The following is a 16,548-nucleotide window of genomic DNA, read 5'->3' as shown; positions in this document are numbered from 1 at the left end:
TCAGTGCTCCTTGACCAGCTGGGCGTACGCGCCCCCGGCGGCCACCAGGTCCTCATGACGGCCGCGTTCGACGACCGAGCCGTGGTCGAGGACCACGATCTCGTCGCTGTCGCGCACGGTGCTCAGCCGGTGCGCGATGACGACGCAGGCACACCCGCGGCGCCGCAGATTGTCGATGATGATCCGCTCGGTCTCGGCGTCGAGGGCGCTCGTGACCTCGTCGAGCACCAGAATGCTGGGCCGCCGCACCAGCGCCCGGGCGATCTCGAGTCGCTGGCGCTGACCGCCGGAGAAGTTGCGGCCGTCCTGCTCGACCCGGCTGTGGATGCCGTCGGGACGCCGTGCGATCACGTCGTAGAGTGCCGCGTCCTTCAGGGCGGTGACGACGGCCTCGTCTGCTATCGAGGGGTCCCACAGCGCCACGTTGTCGCGGACGGTGCCTTCGAAGAGGAAGACGTCCTGGTCGACGAAGGAGACCGATGCGGCAAGCGAGCTGCGGGAGATGTCCTCGAGTCGCTGCCCGTCGATACGGATCGTCCCCTCCCACGGGCTGTACAGACCGGAGATCAACCGCGAGACGGTGGACTTGCCGCTGCCCGACCCACCGACGAGCGCGACCTGCCGGCCGGGTCCGACCGTCAGCGAGAAGCCGCTGAGCAGCGGCTTGTCGAGCGGGCTGTAGCCGAAGGTGATGTTCTCCAGGGACACATGGCCCTTGAGCCTGCGCGTACTCGCGTCGGTCTCCCGGCGCGAGTACAGCGAGTCCACGGGGAAGCTCTCGACGTCCTTGAGCCGGGCCACGTCGGCGGCGAAGTCCTGGATTCTGCCCGCGACGCCGTTGAGGCGTGTGATGGGCGCCGTAAAGCGGGTCACCAGCGCCTGGAAGGCGACGAGCAGACCGATCGAGATATGGCCCTCCACGGCCCGCAGACCGCCGATCCACAGAATCAGCGCGCTGTTGAGCGTCGCGAGGGTCGGCGCCACGACGGCCAGGACCGCGCTCGGCACGCCGAGCCGCTGCTGTTCCTCCAGTGTCGTTGCGTGCTGGCCGGCCCAGCGGCGGAAGTATCCGTTCTCGCCGCCGGTGGCCTTCATCGTCTCGATGAGCTGAAGACCGGTGTACGAGGTGTTGGTGAGCCTGGCGCTGTCGGCGCGCAGCTTCTGGGTGTGGGTGGCCCGCAGCCTGATCACGATACGCATCGCGACCACGTTGAGCAGGGCGATCCCTATGCCGATGACGGTGAGTTGAGGGTCGTACGTCCACAGCAGGAGGGCGTAGAGGATCACGACGACGCCGTCCACGCCCGCGGCGGCGAGGTCCCGGGCGAGCGTTTCGGCGACGGCGTCGTTGGACTGGAGGCGCTGGACCAGATCGGCCGGGCTGCGCTGCGCGAAGAAGGTGACCGGCAGCCGCAGCAGATGCCGCAGGAACCGTGCGCTGCTGAGCGTGGACGAGATGATGCGGCCGCGCAGCAGGTTCGCCTGTTGCAGTCCGGTCAGCACCGCGGTCAGCGCCACCATCGCCGCCATCGACGCGAACAGCGGTCCGAGCAGCGAGGTCTGATTGCCGATCAGGAACATGTCGATGTACGTACGGCTCAGCGCGGGCACCGCCGCGCCGACCGCGACGAGCAGCAGGCTCGCCAGCAGCGCCGCGAGCAGCGTGCCTGTCGTGCCGCGCAGCCTCGCGGGCATCGCCCGCATGATCCCGGGCTTCCGCCCGCCGCGGTGGAAGCTGCCGGAGGGCTCGAAGATCAGGGCGACACCGGTGAAGCTGGTGTCGAAGTCCTCCGTCGCCACGAAGCGGCGGCCCTTGTCGGGGTCGTTGATGTGCACACCCCGGCGGCCGAACCGCCTGCCCATGCCGTCGTAGACGACGTAGTGGTTGAACTCCCAGAATAGGATCGCGGGCGCCCGCATCTCGGCGAGTGCCGCCGGTTCCATCTGCATGCCGGTGGCCTGCAGTCCGTAACTGCGGGCGGCCTTGAGGATGTTGCTGGCCCGCGAACCGTCCCGCGAGACGCCGCACGCGATCCGCAGTTCCTCCAGCGGCACATGCCTTCCGTAGTGCGCGAGCACCATGGCGAGCGAGGCGGCGCCGCACTCCAGCGCCTCCATCTGGAGCACGGTCGGAGTGCGGACGGTCTTCAGCTTCGGCCGCTTCTTCGGCTTGGGAGCTCCGCGGCGGGCGCCGCCACGTCGCGGAGCGGGTGCGCTCTCCGGGCGGTGCCGGCCGCGGCCCGCCGGCGGCAGTTGCTGCTGCGTGGTCATGGAAGCAGCCAATCGATCGGATGCTGCTGAGCGAGGCGGATGGAACCGGTGGCCATGGTCATGGAGTCGACGGCGTACGGAGGGCCCTGCGAAGTGGACCAGGAGTAGCCGGACTTGGTGCCCGACGACGCATCGAGCCTGACCAGGACCGCGACAGGCTGGCCTGCTTTGGAGAACTGCTCGCCCAGCTGGCTGCTGCCGAGGAAGCCGGTGATCCGCTGCCGGGTCTGGGCGGTCCGGCCGACCGCCTTCACCCGGCCGCGCAGCACTCCGTACTGCTGTGTGGGCACGGACTGGACCGTGAGATCCACCGTCGCGCCCACGCGCACGGGGGACGCGCTGTCGGCAGGGACATACAGAACCGCCATCAGGGGGTCGTCGGCCTTCTCGACGCGCTCGACGGCCGCCAAGTCCGCTCCGGTGGTGACCACCGAGCCGATCGTGGCGACCAGCGCCGTCAGCCGCCCCGCGGCGATGGTGCGGACGACGGTGCTGCCCTGGGCCGTACGGACCTTCACCAGGGGAGCGTTGGCGGGAACCCTCGCGCCCTCCTCGGCCAGCACCTCGGTGACCTGGCCCGAGACGGGGCTCTGCAGGACATAGCTGCCCTGGGCGTGCGTGAGAATTCCGGGCGCGCCGAGGGTCGAGGTCACGGTGCCGGTCACGGCCCATACGGCCGCGGCGATCATGACGACGACCGTGACGGCGAGGATGAGCGGGCCGCGTGGCCGGGCGAAACGCACCGGCAGATCGATTTCCTCGGGCGACTGGAGTTTGGAAAGGGCCTGTTGGCGGAACTGCACGGACACTCCTCGGGGGGCGGCGACCGAATGCCCCGGACCCGTGGGGGATCCGGGGCACGTGGCCCGGCCGGTCGACAGGGAGGGGAAGCCGACTGGCCGTAGTCACCGCAACTGCCTGTGCCGCCCAGCGACACAGAACCGGCTCAGAGACCGGCGGCCAGGCCCGTGATGCCGGAGGTGTTCAGGCCGGTGACGCCCTCGGCTGTGCCGACCAGGGAACCGACGGTGCCGGACGCGGCGTCGACGATGCCGGAGACGGGGACGAGCGAGTCGGCGGTGCCGAGGACGGCGCCCGCGGCCTGGCCCACCAGGCCGCCGGACACGCTGTCCAGGTCGGCGTCGGAGATTACCTGGGTCTCAACCTGGGGGGTGGAGTTCATGATGAGCTTCCCTTCGCATGGCTAACTCGAATTTCTGCGACCGGTCTTTCGACTCTCCCGCAGTGCGAAGGATCAAAGCACGCAGGCGTGTTGCGCAGCTAATCGGACAGTGCCGGATCAAGGTGCTTCAGGTCCGCTGAATTACGTCACGTGCACGGGTGTCCATGGGTTGGTGCCATCTTCTTCACGTATTCGCCGCGCCTCAATTCCAATGCCTGTGCGGCCCCTTGGCCGATGGGAGGACATTCCGCACCAAACAACGGACCAGCAGGTCAGCGCCTGGTTGCGGTGTCGGGGACTGTGTGGCGCCTGGGTATTCGGTGTGCAGATTCACCGAAGGACGCTTCCTTGTGTCAGGTGGTGCGCGCACCGCAGACGTCCATGTGTAGGGAGTGTTTCCTTCGGGTGTTCGCAGGGTGTTCAGAGCTGCAATCGGCATGGCATTACGGGGAAAATGGTCCGGCCCCCGGTAGAAGCGGAGATAACCGCATAACGGAGGTGCGTCCGAGGCGAGCGGAATGGTCGATTCCGGCGCATACCACGGCGTTTGGCGGTACTCGACCTGGCTTGGGTCATTGACAGTCTGACGGTGCGTCAGGAAGGTGGTGGGCATGGCGATGATGCGTGCGCGTCTGATTGGTCTGCTCGTCCTCATGACCGCGTCCCTCACCACCGGGGGCACCACGTCCGCCGCTGCGTCCCTGAGGGGCGCCACGTCCGCCGCCGCGGCCCCGCCCGGCTCGCTCTGGTTCGACGAGCAGGCCGCCGCCGCGTTCACGGTCGACCACGGCCGCTTCACGGACGGGCTCGGCCGCGAGGTGGTGCTGCGCGGATACAACGTCTCCGGCGAGACCAAGCTGGAGGAGAACGGCGGACTGCCCTTCGCGTCCGTCGCCGACGCCGAGAAGTCCGCGACGGCCCTGCGCACGCTCGGAGGCGGCAACAGCGTCCGCTTCCTGCTGTCCTGGGCTCATGCCGAACCTGTCCGCGGCCAGGTGGACAGCGCCTATCTCGCCGCCGTCACCGCGCAGATGCGCGCCTTCCTCGCCGCCGGAATCCGCGTCTACCCCGACTTCCACCAGGACCTGTACTCGCGGCATCTGTTCAACCCGGGCAGCTGGTACACCGGCGACGGCGCCCCCAAGTGGGCGGTCGAGGCCGGCGGCTATCCACGGGAGTTCTGCGGGATCTGCCTCTTCTGGGGCCAGAACATCACCCAGAACGAGGCCGTGAAGCGCGCTGCGTACGACTTCTGGCACAACCGCGGCGGCCTCCAGAACGCCTTCCTCGCGACTGCCCGCACCACCATGGCCTACCTCGCCGACCACCTCACCGACGCGGAGTTCGCGGCCGTCGCGGGCTTCGACCCGTACAACGAACCGCACGCGGGCTCGTACGACACCGGCCAGACCAGCCGCATGTGGGAGCGCGACCTGCTCTGGCCCTTCTACGAGAAGTTCCGCGCCCGCATGGACGCGGCCGGATGGCAGTCCAAGCCCGTCTTCGTGGAACCGAACCTCTTCTGGAACTCCAACCTCTCCTTCCAGAAGCAGGAGGGCGGCCTCCTCGACGCGGGCACCATCGGCCCGCGCTATGTCTTCAACACCCACTTCTACGACCACAAGGCCATCTCCGGCGTCTTCATGTGGGGCAAGGCCGCCGACGGGCAGTACGCGCGCGACTTCGGCGCCGTCCGCGACCGCGCGGCGGGCGCGGGAACAGCGGCCGTCGTCAGCGAGTTCGGCCATCCCCTGACCGGGACGGTCTCCGACAAGGCCCCGACCGTCCACAAGGCGATGTACCAGGCCCTGGACTCCCGGCTGCCGGGCGCCACCTGGTGGTCCCGGCCACAGGACTCGGGCCCGGTCCTGTCCGGTACGCAATGGCAGTGGGACATCTACAACGGCCGCCACCACGAGCTGATGAACGGCAACCCCGACAAGGTCCGCACCGCCGGCGACGCCTGGAACGACGAGGACCTCTCCGCCGTACGTCTCGACGACTCCGGGACGCCGGTCCTGCGGCAGGACGCCAGACTCCTGGACCGCCTCTACCCCAGCGCCACCGCGGGCCGCGCCCTCGCCTTCACGTACGAGGACCGCTCACGGGACGGATCGGCCACCCTCACCTGGAATCCCGTACCGAACTCGCTCCCGCGCGTCCGCGAACTCGTCGGCTCCGGGCAGTACGGCCTCCTGCTGTGGCGCTCGGACGGCGGCACCGCCCCCACCGAACTCCACCTCCCGGCGTCCTTCGAGACCGCCCGGACCACCGTCGTCTCCGACCTCGGCACGGTCAACGGCCTGCCGTCGTACGGGTCGGATGTGCCGATCGCGGTGGCCCCGGAACCGGGCGGAACGGGCAGCCGCCGCCTGCTGCTCACGGCCGGGAGGGCCGACGTCCTGCACTACGCGCTCGTCACCAACGGGGCGACGGCGCCCTCGGCGGAACTGCTGAGTGCGGCGCGGGCGGAACTGGCGGGGTGGGCGGCGGGGCGCGACTGATGCCCCGCCGCTGCGGGCGGTGCCCGCACTCAGGCCGTGCGCCACCGAGTCCTGGTCTTCGGCGATGGCGGCCAGGACACGGTCCGCGTCCAGGAATCCTGGGCGGTAGCCGACGAAGCGCAGGTCCTCGGGGCCCGGCTAGCAGTTTCCCTCCTTCGCCTTGCGGCTGCGGTAGGTACGCATGGCGACCTGGGCTCCGCATCGATTCGGGCTGCAGTAGGCCGCGGAGGAGTTGCGCGTCCGGTCGTAGAACCCGAGATGGCACGGCGGGTTCCGGCATGCCTTGAGTCGCATCCAGGAGCCGCGCAGGGCTACGTCGGATGCTGCGGCGAGCATCTTTGCGAGCGCGCCCGGTACGCCGCTCTGGGTGGGCGCGAGGTGTACGCCCGAGGCGGTGATGACAGGAGCCAGGGGATACAGCTCCGCACTGCGGCGCAGATACTCCTCGGCTCCGGCCCGGCCCGCCTCGTCCTGCTCGCCCGCATGGGCCAGCAGGACGAGGACCAAGGCGTCCCTCAGCTCACGGGCGGCGGCGGCATCGGCATCCGTGACCAGCGATGCGGAGTCGATCAGGTCCTCCTTCCGCAACCACCGCGAGAAGGCGGCACCGTCGAGGAGTTCCTCACGACTGCCGTCGATCGCACGGGTGTTGACGAAGGTGAGTACGACCTCCGCCGCCTCCGAAGGGCTGAGCGCAGTCCGGTTTGCATCCATGGCCATGAACCTCACAGTACCCGAGGTGAGTGAGGCGTCATTGCTGTCAGGCATAGACATCTGGGTGCCAGCGCGCTTGCTAGTTATGAGCTAAATGCTTATGGTCCTAACCATGACGAACGACAGTGACACCTCGAACGCTACCCGCACCTGGTTCATCACCGGCTCCTCTCAGGGCCTCGGTCGCGCACTGGCGATCACCGCCCTCGACCGCGGCGACCGCGTCGCGGCCACTGCCCGCCGCACGGAGTCGCTCGCCGACCTCGTCGACCGCTACCCCGGCCAGGTCATCGCGCTCGCACTCGACGTCCGAGACGAAAGCGCGGCCCACCGCGCCGTCGAGCAGACCCTCGCCGCCTTCGGCCGCATCGACGTGGTCGCCAATGTCGCGGGATACGGACTGTTCGGCGCCGTCGAGGAGGCGACTGACGCACAGGCCAGAGCCATCTTCGACACCAACGTCTTCGGCCCGCTGAACGTGCTGCGCGCGACGCTGCCCGTCCTGCGAGGGCAGAGATCGGGCCACATCCTCCAGGGATCCTCGCTCTACGGGCAGTTGGCGCACCCGGGCGTCGGCCTGCTCGCCGCCGGCAAGTACGCGCTCGAAGGACTCTCCGACGCACTGGCTGCCGAGCTCGCCCCCCTGGACATCAAGCTCACGCTGATCGAGCCGGGCTACATGGGGACCGGCTTCCTGTCCCACCTGGTCTTCGCCGAGCCCACCCCCGACTACGACCGGACCGTGCGCGCAGTCCAGAGCTCGCTCGGTGAACTGTCCCCTGAAGCGTTCCTCGATCCCGCCCGAGTCGCCGCGGCCGTCATCACAGCCGTCGACGCCGAGCAGCCGCCCCTGCGTCTCGCCCTGGGACGCGCAGCGGAGGACGGCATTCGCGGCGCCCTCGCCGCCCGCCTGCGCGAAGTGGACGACTGGACCGGCGTTACCCGGGGCGTGGACGCCGCTCTCCAGGAGTCCTGACCGATCGGGCCTGGCTGCGACCGGATTTTGACCCAGGTGACAACCGGCATGTCTGGACGATCAACGCCTGCCTGCCAGGCGGCCGCCTGCGGCCGTCCTTACCTCGGGCTCCTCCATCGGGTCGTCGCGGAGCTGGGTGAGCCGCTGGCTGACTCGCGGATCGTCGGGTGCGGAGGCGATGCCCAGCAGGCGGGCGTTCGATTCGCAGTCCCAGAGCGACTCGGTGTACGCCCAGTCAAGCCCGGCCGGGTCGATGGCCGCCAGTGCCTTCAGGTAGGCCGGTCGTTCGTAGGAGTGCGGGGTGTGCAGCCAGAATCGGCGCAGTACCGGCGTGGCTTCCGCGGCCGCCGGCCCGAAGCGGGCCAGACCGGCGGCCAGCCGGTCTGGCCCGCACCACTGGCGCGCCTCCTCGTGGGCGGCGAGTTCACGTATCAGCGCGGGCAGGTCCTGGGTTTCGCCGTGTTCGGCCAGAACCCGGATTCCGGTCCAGGACAACCAGTCTCGCTCGTCCGCCGCCCATGCGCGCGCCTCCGGTACGGCGAGGGCGCCGAGTCGCTCGACCGCGCGACTGAGCCAGGGCAGTGGCCACCTGCCGTCCACCGTCCCAAGGCCGGGCACCAGCGGGATCAGGTCCGGCTCCGGCGGGCGACCGGACAAGGTGTGCAGTGCCTCGGCCTTCGCACCGTCGGCCGTGTCCGCGTCGGCGAGTACGGACAGCAGTCGGCGACGGCTCGGACCCAGCTCGACGGTGTGCCTCCTTTGCGGGCGCGGATGTGCGGACGTCTCGTACCCCGTCCCCCAGGACACCCAGGGCTCGGAGCGCCACAGCAGTCGTTCCTCGCCGCTCAGCCGGGCACGTGCGACGCCGGCCAGGTCGTTCCACCACTCCATCGGCCAGATCCGGGCCACCGACTCAAGGACGTCCACCCAGTGCTCGCCCTCCTGGACGTAGGCCCGCAGGGCATCGCGGGCCTCGGCCGAACCCGACACGGCCAGCAGTTCCAGAATGCCGGTGGCCCGCTCGCAGTCGTCCTCGTCACCTGCCAGCACGGCGATCACCGGATCCAGCGCCAGTCCCAATTCCTGGATCAAGCGCGCCAGATAGAGGCAGCGGTCGTCCACCGAATCCCACCGCCAGTCCTGCCGGACCTTGCCGTACACCAACTCGCGTGCTGTCGCCGGATCGTCCATCGCACGTAGCGCGCCCAGCCCCCGGCCTCGTTGCAGAAGTCCTTTGAGCGAGTCCACCGGCGCGTACGCCTGGTCACCCGCTGATTCGTTACTCATCAATGCGGAGCCTGCCCGACGCGCAGCAGAGTCACCAGGGATTTTTGGAGCTCCGCCAAGGAGGTTGCTGTGCAAGAGACCGCCGATCGGCCAAAGGCGACCGGGATGGTCCCGACCGCTACACGACCCTCGTCCCGCCCGCGTGACCGACCAGATCGGCCACCGCGCGTGCCAGCGCTGCGAGGCCGGGGCCTGCCGGGCCGCCCGGCTCCGTCATGTAGAGGTCCCTGCGGATCTCGATCATCAGCGCGCTGACGCGAGGGTCCTTGCCGTAGTACTTCAGCGGCACATACGTACCGGCGAAGGGCGTGTTCACCGCAGTGCTGCCCAGCCCGGCGAACGCCTTCTCGGCCAGGGCGACGAGCTCCGGCGGAGTGTGGAAGTCGTCGGCGCCCAGGCAGATCGGCGGCCGCGGGCTCTCGCCGTGCAGCTCGTAGGGCAGCGGCTCGGTCGGATACGAGTGGATGTCGATGACGACAGCGCGTCCGGTGGCCGCCAGCCGCTCGCCGACCGCCGCGGTCATCGCCTTCGCGTACGGACGGAAATAGCAGTCGATCAGGGGCTGAAGGTCCACATCCGGTGAGCGCAGCCGCTCGCCGTGCGTGGTGTGGGTATAGACGGCGCCCATGCCGACGGCCAGCATCTCCTCCCGCTCGTCGGGAAACCGCTCGGGGTCGATGACCAGGCGGGAAAGCGCGTTGACGAACCGCCAGGGGGCGACGGGCGCGGCCTCTGCCGCGGCGGCGGCGATCTCCGCGGTGTGGGCGTCGGTGATGTGGTCGAGCTCCCGCTCAAGCGCCGCGTCGTCCAGCTCGATGCCGCTGCGCACCGGCGCGGGGATGACTCGTGCGGAGTGCGGGACATGCAGAAGGACCGGGGAGTGGTCGGCGCCGGGAAGAAGCCGGAAGGGCGGGGGCTCGTGGGACATCGTGGTCCTTCCTGCCGGGCGTGCGGAGATCGACGAGCATTCTACGAAGCCGGAGCAGGACGTACCGGCGATTCTCACCTCCTGGAAGAGCGCAACTGCCCCCGGCCGACGGACCTCGCCCAACTGCTCGCCCTGGGCGGAGAGTTGCTTGCCCGTGGTTCCTCCACCTGCGAGGATCACATGATCGACGAAGCACAATTCCTGACCATCCAGGGAGCGCCTCATGACCGGGAGCGAGCCGGCCGTCCCCAGGATCGACACCAGCAAGCCGCATCCGGCCCGGGTGTACGACTGGTTCCTGGGCGGCAAGGACAACTACCCGGTCGACGAGCAACTGGGCCGCCACATCATGAGTATCGACAACCGCGCCAAGCATGTCGCCCAGACCAACAGGTGGTTCATGCACCGCGTCACCCGATGGATGGCGGGCGAGGCGGGCATACGCCAGTACCTCGACATCGGCACCGGCATTCCCACCGAGCCCAATCTGCACCAGATAGCCCAGGGCGTGGCGCCCGAGTCCCGCGTCGTCTACACCGACAACGATCCGATCGTGCTCACCCACGCGGAGGCGTTGCTGCGCAGCACTTCCGAGGGCGTGACCGACTACATCCAGGCCGATGTGCGCGAGCCCGGGCGCATACTTGAACAGGCCAGAAAGGTCCTCGACTTCGAGCAGCCGATCGCGCTCTCGCTGGTGGCGCTGCTGCACTTCGTCGCCGACGAGGCCGGTCCGTACGAGCTGGTGGGTCAGCTCGTGGACGCGCTGCCGTCCGGCAGCTATCTCGTACTGTCCCAGCTCACCGCCGACTTCGACCCGCTCGCCGTCCAGCGTGGCGTCGACATGTACGCGGCGGGCGGCGTCACCCTGGTGCCGCGCTCGCGCGACGAGGTGGGCCGCTTCTTCGAGGGGCTTGAGCTGACGGAGCCCGGCATCGTCCAGCTGACGCGATGGCACCCCGAGCTGGGAGTGGAAGAGGTCACCGAGGGGAACGAGGCGGCCTCGCTCTACGCGGGAGTGGCGCGCAAGGCGTAGCCGTGGCGGTAGCGGTCGTCCGCGGGGTATATCGGCGGCGTATACCGGCCAAGGGAACGGCAGGCACCCCGGGGTACCCAAATTCTGCTTATGATTCAGATGTGTTCGATTCCCGGCACATCAGAACGTTCCATGAAGTGGTCAGGGCCGGTTCGTACTCGGCGGCCGCCCGCACCCTGGGCTATACGCAACCGGCGATCACCCAGCAGATGAAGTCTCTGGAACGGGACGTCGGTACACCGCTGTTCATCCGGGTCGGCCGCAATATGCGTCTCACCGAAGCGGGCGAGGCCCTGTCGCGGCATGCCACGGTCATCCTCGACAACATGTCCGCGGCCCGGCAGCAGATGAGCGCGCTGACCCGGCTGCGTGCGGGAAGGGTCCGCGTCTGCGCGTTCCCCAGCGCCAACGCCACCCTCATTCCGGAGGCGATGGCCCGCCTCGCCGCCGCCCACCCCGGGGTGCGCGTCGACCTGCTGGAGAGCGAACCGCCGGAGTCGCTCCATCGCCTGGTGGGCGGGGAGTGCGACATCACGCTCGCCTTCACCTATCCCGGCCTGCATGAAGAGGTGCCGGACGAGATGGTGGAGATCCCGCTCCTGGAGGACCAGTTGACGGTGCTGCTGCCGACCGGGCATCCGCTGGCGCGGCGCAGAGCCGTGCAGCTGGCGGATCTGGCGCAGGAGCGCTGGATAGCCGGGTGTCTGCGCTGCCGAGCCAATCTCCTGCACGAATGCGGCGAGCAGGGGTTCGCCCCGGACATCGCGTTCACGACCGACGACAATCTCGTGGTGCAGAGCCTGGTCGCGGAAGGGCTCGGTGTCGCCATGATCCCGGCGCTCGTACTGAACTTCCTCTGCCACCGCAAAGTCACCGGACGGCCGCTGCAACCCGCTTCCCGGCGGCAGATCTCGGCGTATGTCCTGAAAGAGCATCTGCGGATACCGGCGACGGCGCGGGTACTCGACGAGCTGAAGAAGGTCGCGGCGAACAAGATCGGCTGCTGAGACAGCGGCGTCTCACCCATAAGCGGAGCTTGGGAAGTCGCCAAGAAACCGTCGTTGGACGTGATGGGTCGGGCGGCTCGACTCTGCCCGTATGACCCTCTCGACCGGTACGACCGCCTTCACGACCGCCCGCACGACCGACCGTCTCGACGTGCTGATCGCCGACGTGCGCGAGGCCGTCGGGAGAGGCCTGCCGCCGGACCTGACGGCGTATCTGGTCGGCGAGCGCCTCGCACCGCATCTCGGCGCGGACGATCTGCTCACCTCCGAGCAGTGCGAGAGCGACCCCGCCCGCTACCGCCAGCATCTGCTGCACGCAGAACACGACGGAAGCTTCTCGATCGTCGCGCTGGTCTGGCTGCCCGGCCAGGGGACGTCCGTGCACGACCATGTGTCGTGGTGCACCACCGGTGTGCACGAGGGCGAGGAGTACGAGCGGCGCTACCGTCTCCTCCCGTCCCAGGCCACCGGCGCGGCCGCCCGCCTCGTCGCCACCGGCGATGTCGTCAACGGGCAGGGCGAGGTCTGCGGATTCGCGCCGCCCGGCGACATCCACCGGGTCTGGAACGCGGGACCCGGCCGGGCGATCTCCCTTCATGTGTACGGGGCGGACATCTCGCGCCTGGGTACCAGCGTCCGGCGGGTCTACGAGCTGCCGGCCGACCGCTGATGGCGCTGCTGAGGGAACGGGCGGCCAAGGCACCCCCTTCCGCGGCCGCGCCCCGCATCCTGCCCGGACTCGCGCTCGCCGCGTCCGCCGTCGCCGTCGCCTGGTCCGTCCACCAACTCCTGCCGGACATACCGATGCTGACCGCCGCCGTGGTCCTGGGAATCGTGGCGGCGCATCTGCCGGGCGCACGCACCCTGGTCCGGGGAGCGGCCCGCCCGGGACTCTCGTACGCCGCGAAGCGCCTGATGCGCGTCGGTATCGTGCTGCTCGGGCTGAAGCTGAGCCTGGACGACGTGCTCGGCCTCGGCTGGGCGACGGTCACCATGGTGCTCGGCGTCGTCGCCGCGACCTTCCTGGGCACCTGGTGGCTGGGCCGCCGGATGGGGCTCCCGGGCGATCAGCCGCTGTTGATCGCCGCCGGATACTCCATCTGCGGTGCGTCCGCGATCGGCGCGGTGAGCGAGGCGACGGACAGCGACGAGCGCGACGCCGCGACGTCCGTGGCGCTGGTGACGCTGTGCGGAACTCTCGCCATCGCCGTACTGCCGCTGCTGCAGCAGCCGTTGGGGCTCGGCGACGCGGAGTTCGGACGCTGGGTCGGCGCGAGCGTCCACGACGTGGGGCAGGTCGTGGCCACCGCGCAGACCGCGGGACCCGACGCGCTCGCCGAGGCGGTCCTGGTCAAGCTGATGCGGGTGGCGCTGCTCGCACCGCTCGTCGCGGCGGTGGCCTTGTCCGTACGACACAGACGGCGCGGCGCTGCGACGGCGCGGAAGCGGCTGCCGCTCGTCCCGCTCTTCGTGGTCGGCTTCCTGGCGATGGTGGCCCTGCGCAGTACGGGCCTGCTGCCGACGTCGGCCATCGACGCGGCCCAGCACGCACAGGAACTCCTGCTCGCCGCCGCGCTGTTCGGTCTGGGCAGCGCGGTCGACCTGCCGTCCCTGACGCGCACGGGCGCGCGGGTCGCGGCGCTGGGGCTGAGCGCGTGGGTGGTCGTGGCGGGGGTCTCGTACACGGGAGTCCTGCTGGTCATGGGCTGAGGTCCGGCGCTAGGTCGTGTCGTCAAAGTCCCGTCTGCCCGGCGGGCGGACGACGCTACTTTGACGACACTCCCTAGGCGAGCAGCGTCGGCGCCGCTTTCTCCAGTACGGCGGTGACCCGCTCCCAGGTCTCCATGTCCCGTTCCACCGGCGGGAGTTCGACAGCATCGCCGCTGCCCCGCCAGCTGCCCGCCAGGGCGACCGGGTCTTCGCCCGTCGCGGCTCCCGCCGCGAGGGCCGCCGCGCCGAGGGCCACGAGCTCGCCGCTCTGAGGGATCAGCAGCGGGCGGCCGGAGAGGCGGCGCACGGTCTCCACCCAGTGTCGACCCTTCGCTCCGCCGCCCACCAGGCGCAGCGGGCGGGCCGCCACCTCCTCGTCGGCCGGGTCGAGGCCGCAGGCGCGGAGCACTTCGTCCAGCGCGCGCAGCACCGTCACCACCGCGCCCTCGTAGGCCGCGCCGAGGAGCTGCTGGCGGGTGGTGGTGTGGCGAAGGCCGGTGAGCAGGCCGGAAGCCGCGGGCAGATCGGGGGTGCGCTCCCCGTCGAGATAGGGCAGCAGCACGACCTCGCCGCCCGCCTCGGCGGCGTCACGGCCGAGGCCCAGCAGGGTCGCGATCTTGTCGACGGCGAGCGTGCAGTTCAGAGTGCAGGCCAGCGGCAGATACGTACCGTCGGTCGCGGCGAACCCGGCGAGCGCCGGGGAGGCGGGCCGGGTGCGGCTGGCCGCGAAGACGGTGCCCGAGGTGCCGAGGCTGAGGGCCGGGTGGTCGAGAAGCCCCGCGCCGCCGAGACCGAGGCCCACCGCGGCGGCCATGTTGTCGCCGGTGCCCGCGGCGACGGCGATGCCCGCGGGCAGGCCGAGGTCGGCTGCCGCGGTGTCGGTCAGCGAGCCGATGCGTACGGCTCCGGTCGCGGCCACCGGAGGCAGCAAGTCGGCGTCCAAGCCGATGTGTTGAAGGACGTCCGGGTCGTACGCGCCGGTGGCGGTGGAGTACCAGCAGGTGCCCGAGGCGTCACCGGGGTCGGTGGCCGCGGTGCCCGCAAGCCGTTCGGTGAGGAAGTCGTGGGGGAGGCATACGGCGGCGGCCGCCTTGGCGGCCCGTGGTTCGTTCTCGCGCAGCCACTGCCACTTGGCCGCCGTCATGGAGGCGACCGGTACCGATCCGGTACGGGCGGTCCAGGCATCGGGCCCGCCGAGCGCCTCGGTGAGGGCGGCCGCCTGCGGGGCCGAACGGGTGTCGTTCCACAGCAGCGCGGGACGGACCGGACGTCCGGCCCGGTCGAGGACCACCAGGCCGTGCTGCTGGCCCGCCACCGCGATACCGGTGACGGCGGACGCGGGCAGGCCCGACTCCTTGAACCCGGCGGAGACGGCCTCGCGCAGCGCGTACCACCACACCTCGGGGTCGCTCTCGCGTGCGCCGCCCTCGCCCCCGACCTGGTGCGGAGCCCGGCCGACGGCGAGCGGGCGGCCGGTGGCGGCGTCGATGAACGCGGCCTTGGCGGACTGGGTCGAGCTGTCCACACCGATGACCACCTGCTGCGCGGGCATGGTCCCCACCTCTCCCTCCCGGCCTATTTGGCCGTTCGCCGAACAAATTACGTCAAGCGGTCGTGCGCGAACAGGTGTTGGGGGCTACTGCGATCGAGAGGGGGTATGCATCATTAGTAAGGCCAGCAAACAAACCAGGGTTCGAAGGCGGTCATGACCATGGCGCAAGGCTTCACTCCCACCCCCGACGACAAGTTCAGCTTCGGCCTCTGGACGGTCGGCTGGCAGGGCAGAGACCCGTTCGGGGACGCGACCCGCCCGCCACTGGACCCCGTCGAGTCCGTACAGCGGCTCGCCTCACTCGGCGCGTACGGCGTCACCTTCCACGACAACGACCTGATCCCCTTCGGCGCCTCCGAGTCCGAGCGCGAGTCGCACGTCAAACGCTTCCGGCAGGCGCTGGACGCCACCGGCATGGTCGTGCCCATGGCCACGACCAATCTCTTCACCCACCCCGTGTTCAAGGACGGCGGTTTCACCGCCAACGACCGCGACGTACGCCGGTACGCGCTGCGCAAGACCATGCGCACCATCGACCTGGCCGCCGAGCTCGGGGCGCGCACCTATGTCGCCTGGGGCGGCCGCGAAGGCGCGGAGTCGGGCGCGGCGAAGGATGTGCGCACCGCGCTGGACCGGATGAAGGAAGCCTTCGACCTGCTGGGGGAGTACGTCACCGAGCAGGGCTACGAGCTGCGCTTCGCCATCGAGCCCAAGCCGAACGAGCCGCGCGGCGACATCCTGCTGCCGACGGTCGGCCATGCGCTGGCCTTCATCGAACAGCTGGAGCGGCCCGAGCTGTACGGAGTCAACCCCGAGGTCGGCCACGAGCAGATGGCCGGGCTGAACTTCACGCACTCCGTCGCCCAGGCGCTGTGGGCGGGCAAGCTCTTCCACATCGACCTCAACGGGCAGAACGGCATCAAGTACGACCAGGACCTGCGCTTCGGCGCGGGCGATCTGCGGTCCGCCTTCTGGCTGGTCGACCTGCTGGAGACCTGCGGTTACGAGGGCCCGAGGCACTTCGACTTCAAGCCGCCGAGGACGGAGGACGCGGATGGGGTGTGGGCGTCGGCGGCGGGCTGTATGCGCAACTACCTCATTCTGCGGGAACGGGCTGCGGCGTTCCGCGCGGACCCCGCGGTCAGGGAGGCGCTGCGGGCGGCGCGCCTGGACGAACTCTGCCGCTCCACGGCTGAGGACGGGCTGTCCGGGCTGCTGGCGGACCGGTCCGCGTTCGAGGAGTTCGATGTGGAGGCGGCGGCGGAGCGGGGGATGGCGTTCGAGGAGCTGGACCAGTTGGCGCTGGACCACCTGCTGGGGGTGCGTTGAGGGCGGCGGGCCTTCCGCCGGGGCTCCGCCCCGGACCCCGCTCCTCAAACG

General features: G+C 70.0%; 14 protein-coding genes. 7 read left to right on the top strand and 7 right to left on the bottom strand.

Translation table 11 applies throughout. The annotated features are described in order from the left end of the window. The 3 genes from OHA61_RS05745 to OHA61_RS05735 all read right to left on the bottom strand — a co-directional run bounded on the left by OHA61_RS05745 (position 1) and on the right by OHA61_RS05735 (position 3,454). Positions 1–2,271, bottom strand: a complete 2,271-nt coding sequence (locus OHA61_RS05745) for an NHLP family bacteriocin export ABC transporter peptidase/permease/ATPase subunit (protein WP_406302044.1) — start codon at positions 2,269–2,271, stop codon at positions 1–3. Further along, the gene (locus tag OHA61_RS05740) at positions 2,268–3,074 is read right to left on the bottom strand and encodes an HlyD family efflux transporter periplasmic adaptor subunit (RefSeq protein ID WP_406302043.1); all 807 of its coding nucleotides are present in this window, start codon (positions 3,072–3,074) and stop codon (positions 2,268–2,270) included. Before OHA61_RS05740 ends, OHA61_RS05745 begins: the two co-directional genes overlap by 4 nt. Before the next feature lie 143 nt (positions 3,075–3,217). Next, positions 3,218–3,454, bottom strand: coding sequence for a type A2 lantipeptide (locus OHA61_RS05735; RefSeq protein ID WP_324990005.1), 237 nt, complete (start codon positions 3,452–3,454; stop codon positions 3,218–3,220). Between the two features lie 611 nt (positions 3,455–4,065). Between OHA61_RS05735 and OHA61_RS05730 the strand changes: the two genes are divergently transcribed. Next, positions 4,066–5,958, top strand: a complete 1,893-nt coding sequence (locus OHA61_RS05730) for a cellulase family glycosylhydrolase (RefSeq protein ID WP_406302042.1) — start codon at positions 4,066–4,068, stop codon at positions 5,956–5,958. Between the two features lie 138 nt (positions 5,959–6,096). Here OHA61_RS05730 and OHA61_RS05725 read toward each other — a convergent pair whose 3' ends face one another. Further along, complete coding sequence (locus OHA61_RS05725; protein WP_406302041.1) at positions 6,097–6,678, bottom strand: CGNR zinc finger domain-containing protein; 582 nt, start codon at positions 6,676–6,678, stop codon at positions 6,097–6,099. Between the two features lie 106 nt (positions 6,679–6,784). Here OHA61_RS05725 and OHA61_RS05720 point away from each other — a divergent pair, with 106 nt between their 5' ends. Then, positions 6,785–7,648 carry an SDR family NAD(P)-dependent oxidoreductase gene (locus tag OHA61_RS05720; protein WP_406302040.1) on the top strand — a complete coding sequence of 288 codons (864 nt, stop codon included), beginning with the start codon at positions 6,785–6,787 and terminating at the stop codon, positions 7,646–7,648. Positions 7,649–7,708: 60 nt separating this feature from the next. Here OHA61_RS05720 and OHA61_RS05715 read toward each other — a convergent pair whose 3' ends face one another. Beyond that, the gene (locus tag OHA61_RS05715) at positions 7,709–8,935 is read right to left on the bottom strand and encodes a hypothetical protein (RefSeq protein ID WP_406302039.1); all 1,227 of its coding nucleotides are present in this window, start codon (positions 8,933–8,935) and stop codon (positions 7,709–7,711) included. A gap of 118 nt (positions 8,936–9,053) precedes the next feature. After that, complete coding sequence (locus tag OHA61_RS05710; RefSeq protein ID WP_406302038.1) at positions 9,054–9,863, bottom strand: N-formylglutamate amidohydrolase; 810 nt, start codon at positions 9,861–9,863, stop codon at positions 9,054–9,056. Positions 9,864–10,086: 223 nt separating this feature from the next. On the opposite strand from OHA61_RS05710, the gene OHA61_RS05705 reads away from it, so the two are divergent. The 4 genes from OHA61_RS05705 (at position 10,087) to OHA61_RS05690 (ending at position 13,616) form a co-directional block, all read left to right on the top strand. Further along, positions 10,087–10,899, top strand: a complete 813-nt coding sequence (locus OHA61_RS05705) for an SAM-dependent methyltransferase (RefSeq protein WP_406302037.1) — start codon at positions 10,087–10,089, stop codon at positions 10,897–10,899. 101 nt (positions 10,900–11,000) lie between these two features. Then, positions 11,001–11,906 (top strand): LysR family transcriptional regulator, encoded by a 906-nt coding sequence (locus OHA61_RS05700; RefSeq protein WP_406302036.1) that lies wholly within the window; start codon positions 11,001–11,003, stop codon positions 11,904–11,906. A 91-nt stretch (positions 11,907–11,997) separates the two neighbouring features. Continuing rightward, positions 11,998–12,576 (top strand): cysteine dioxygenase, encoded by a 579-nt coding sequence (locus OHA61_RS05695; RefSeq protein WP_406302034.1) that lies wholly within the window; start codon positions 11,998–12,000, stop codon positions 12,574–12,576. Continuing rightward, complete coding sequence (locus OHA61_RS05690; RefSeq protein WP_406302032.1) at positions 12,576–13,616, top strand: YeiH family protein; 1,041 nt, start codon at positions 12,576–12,578, stop codon at positions 13,614–13,616. Before OHA61_RS05695 ends, OHA61_RS05690 begins: the two co-directional genes overlap by 1 nt. 73 nt (positions 13,617–13,689) lie before the next feature. Here OHA61_RS05690 and xylB read toward each other — a convergent pair whose 3' ends face one another. Further along, a complete protein-coding gene (xylB, locus tag OHA61_RS05685) occupies positions 13,690–15,168 on the bottom strand; it encodes a xylulokinase (protein ID WP_406302030.1) in 1,479 nt (492 codons plus the stop codon). A gap of 159 nt (positions 15,169–15,327) precedes the next feature. On the opposite strand from xylB, the gene xylA reads away from it, so the two are divergent. Then, entirely contained in the window at positions 15,328–16,497 is a 1,170-nt protein-coding gene (gene xylA, locus OHA61_RS05680; protein ID WP_406307287.1) for a xylose isomerase, read from the top strand. The last annotated feature ends 51 nt before the right edge of the window (positions 16,498–16,548 follow it).

Origin of the sequence: Streptomyces sp. NBC_00885, assembly GCF_045207475.1 — a bacterium.
Taxonomy (GTDB): domain Bacteria; phylum Actinomycetota; class Actinomycetes; order Streptomycetales; family Streptomycetaceae; genus Streptomyces.
This window is presented reverse-complemented; position numbering and strand designations above follow the sequence as displayed.

What these genes read in the sequence shown, in the direction of transcription:
- OHA61_RS05745 (WP_406302044.1), bottom strand. Translation starts at nt 2,271, where the DNA reads ATGACCACGCAGCAGCAACTGCCGCCGGCGGGCCGCGGCCGGCACCGC.
- OHA61_RS05735 (WP_324990005.1), bottom strand. Translation starts at nt 3,454, where the DNA reads ATGAACTCCACCCCCCAGGTTGAGACCCAGGTAATCTCCGACGCCGAC.
- OHA61_RS05730 (WP_406302042.1), top strand. Translation starts at nt 4,066, where the DNA reads ATGGCGATGATGCGTGCGCGTCTGATTGGTCTGCTCGTCCTCATGACC.
- OHA61_RS05725 (WP_406302041.1), bottom strand. Translation starts at nt 6,678, where the DNA reads ATGGCCATGGATGCAAACCGGACTGCGCTCAGCCCTTCGGAGGCGGCG.
- OHA61_RS05720 (WP_406302040.1), top strand. Translation starts at nt 6,785, where the DNA reads ATGACGAACGACAGTGACACCTCGAACGCTACCCGCACCTGGTTCATC.
- OHA61_RS05715 (WP_406302039.1), bottom strand. Translation starts at nt 8,935, where the DNA reads ATGAGTAACGAATCAGCGGGTGACCAGGCGTACGCGCCGGTGGACTCG.
- OHA61_RS05710 (WP_406302038.1), bottom strand. Translation starts at nt 9,863, where the DNA reads ATGTCCCACGAGCCCCCGCCCTTCCGGCTTCTTCCCGGCGCCGACCAC.
- OHA61_RS05705 (WP_406302037.1), top strand. Translation starts at nt 10,087, where the DNA reads ATGACCGGGAGCGAGCCGGCCGTCCCCAGGATCGACACCAGCAAGCCG.
- OHA61_RS05695 (WP_406302034.1), top strand. Translation starts at nt 11,998, where the DNA reads ATGACCCTCTCGACCGGTACGACCGCCTTCACGACCGCCCGCACGACC.
- OHA61_RS05690 (WP_406302032.1), top strand. Translation starts at nt 12,576, where the DNA reads ATGGCGCTGCTGAGGGAACGGGCGGCCAAGGCACCCCCTTCCGCGGCC.
- xylB (WP_406302030.1), bottom strand. Translation starts at nt 15,168, where the DNA reads ATGCCCGCGCAGCAGGTGGTCATCGGTGTGGACAGCTCGACCCAGTCC.
- xylA (WP_406307287.1), top strand. Translation starts at nt 15,328, where the DNA reads ATGGCGCAAGGCTTCACTCCCACCCCCGACGACAAGTTCAGCTTCGGC.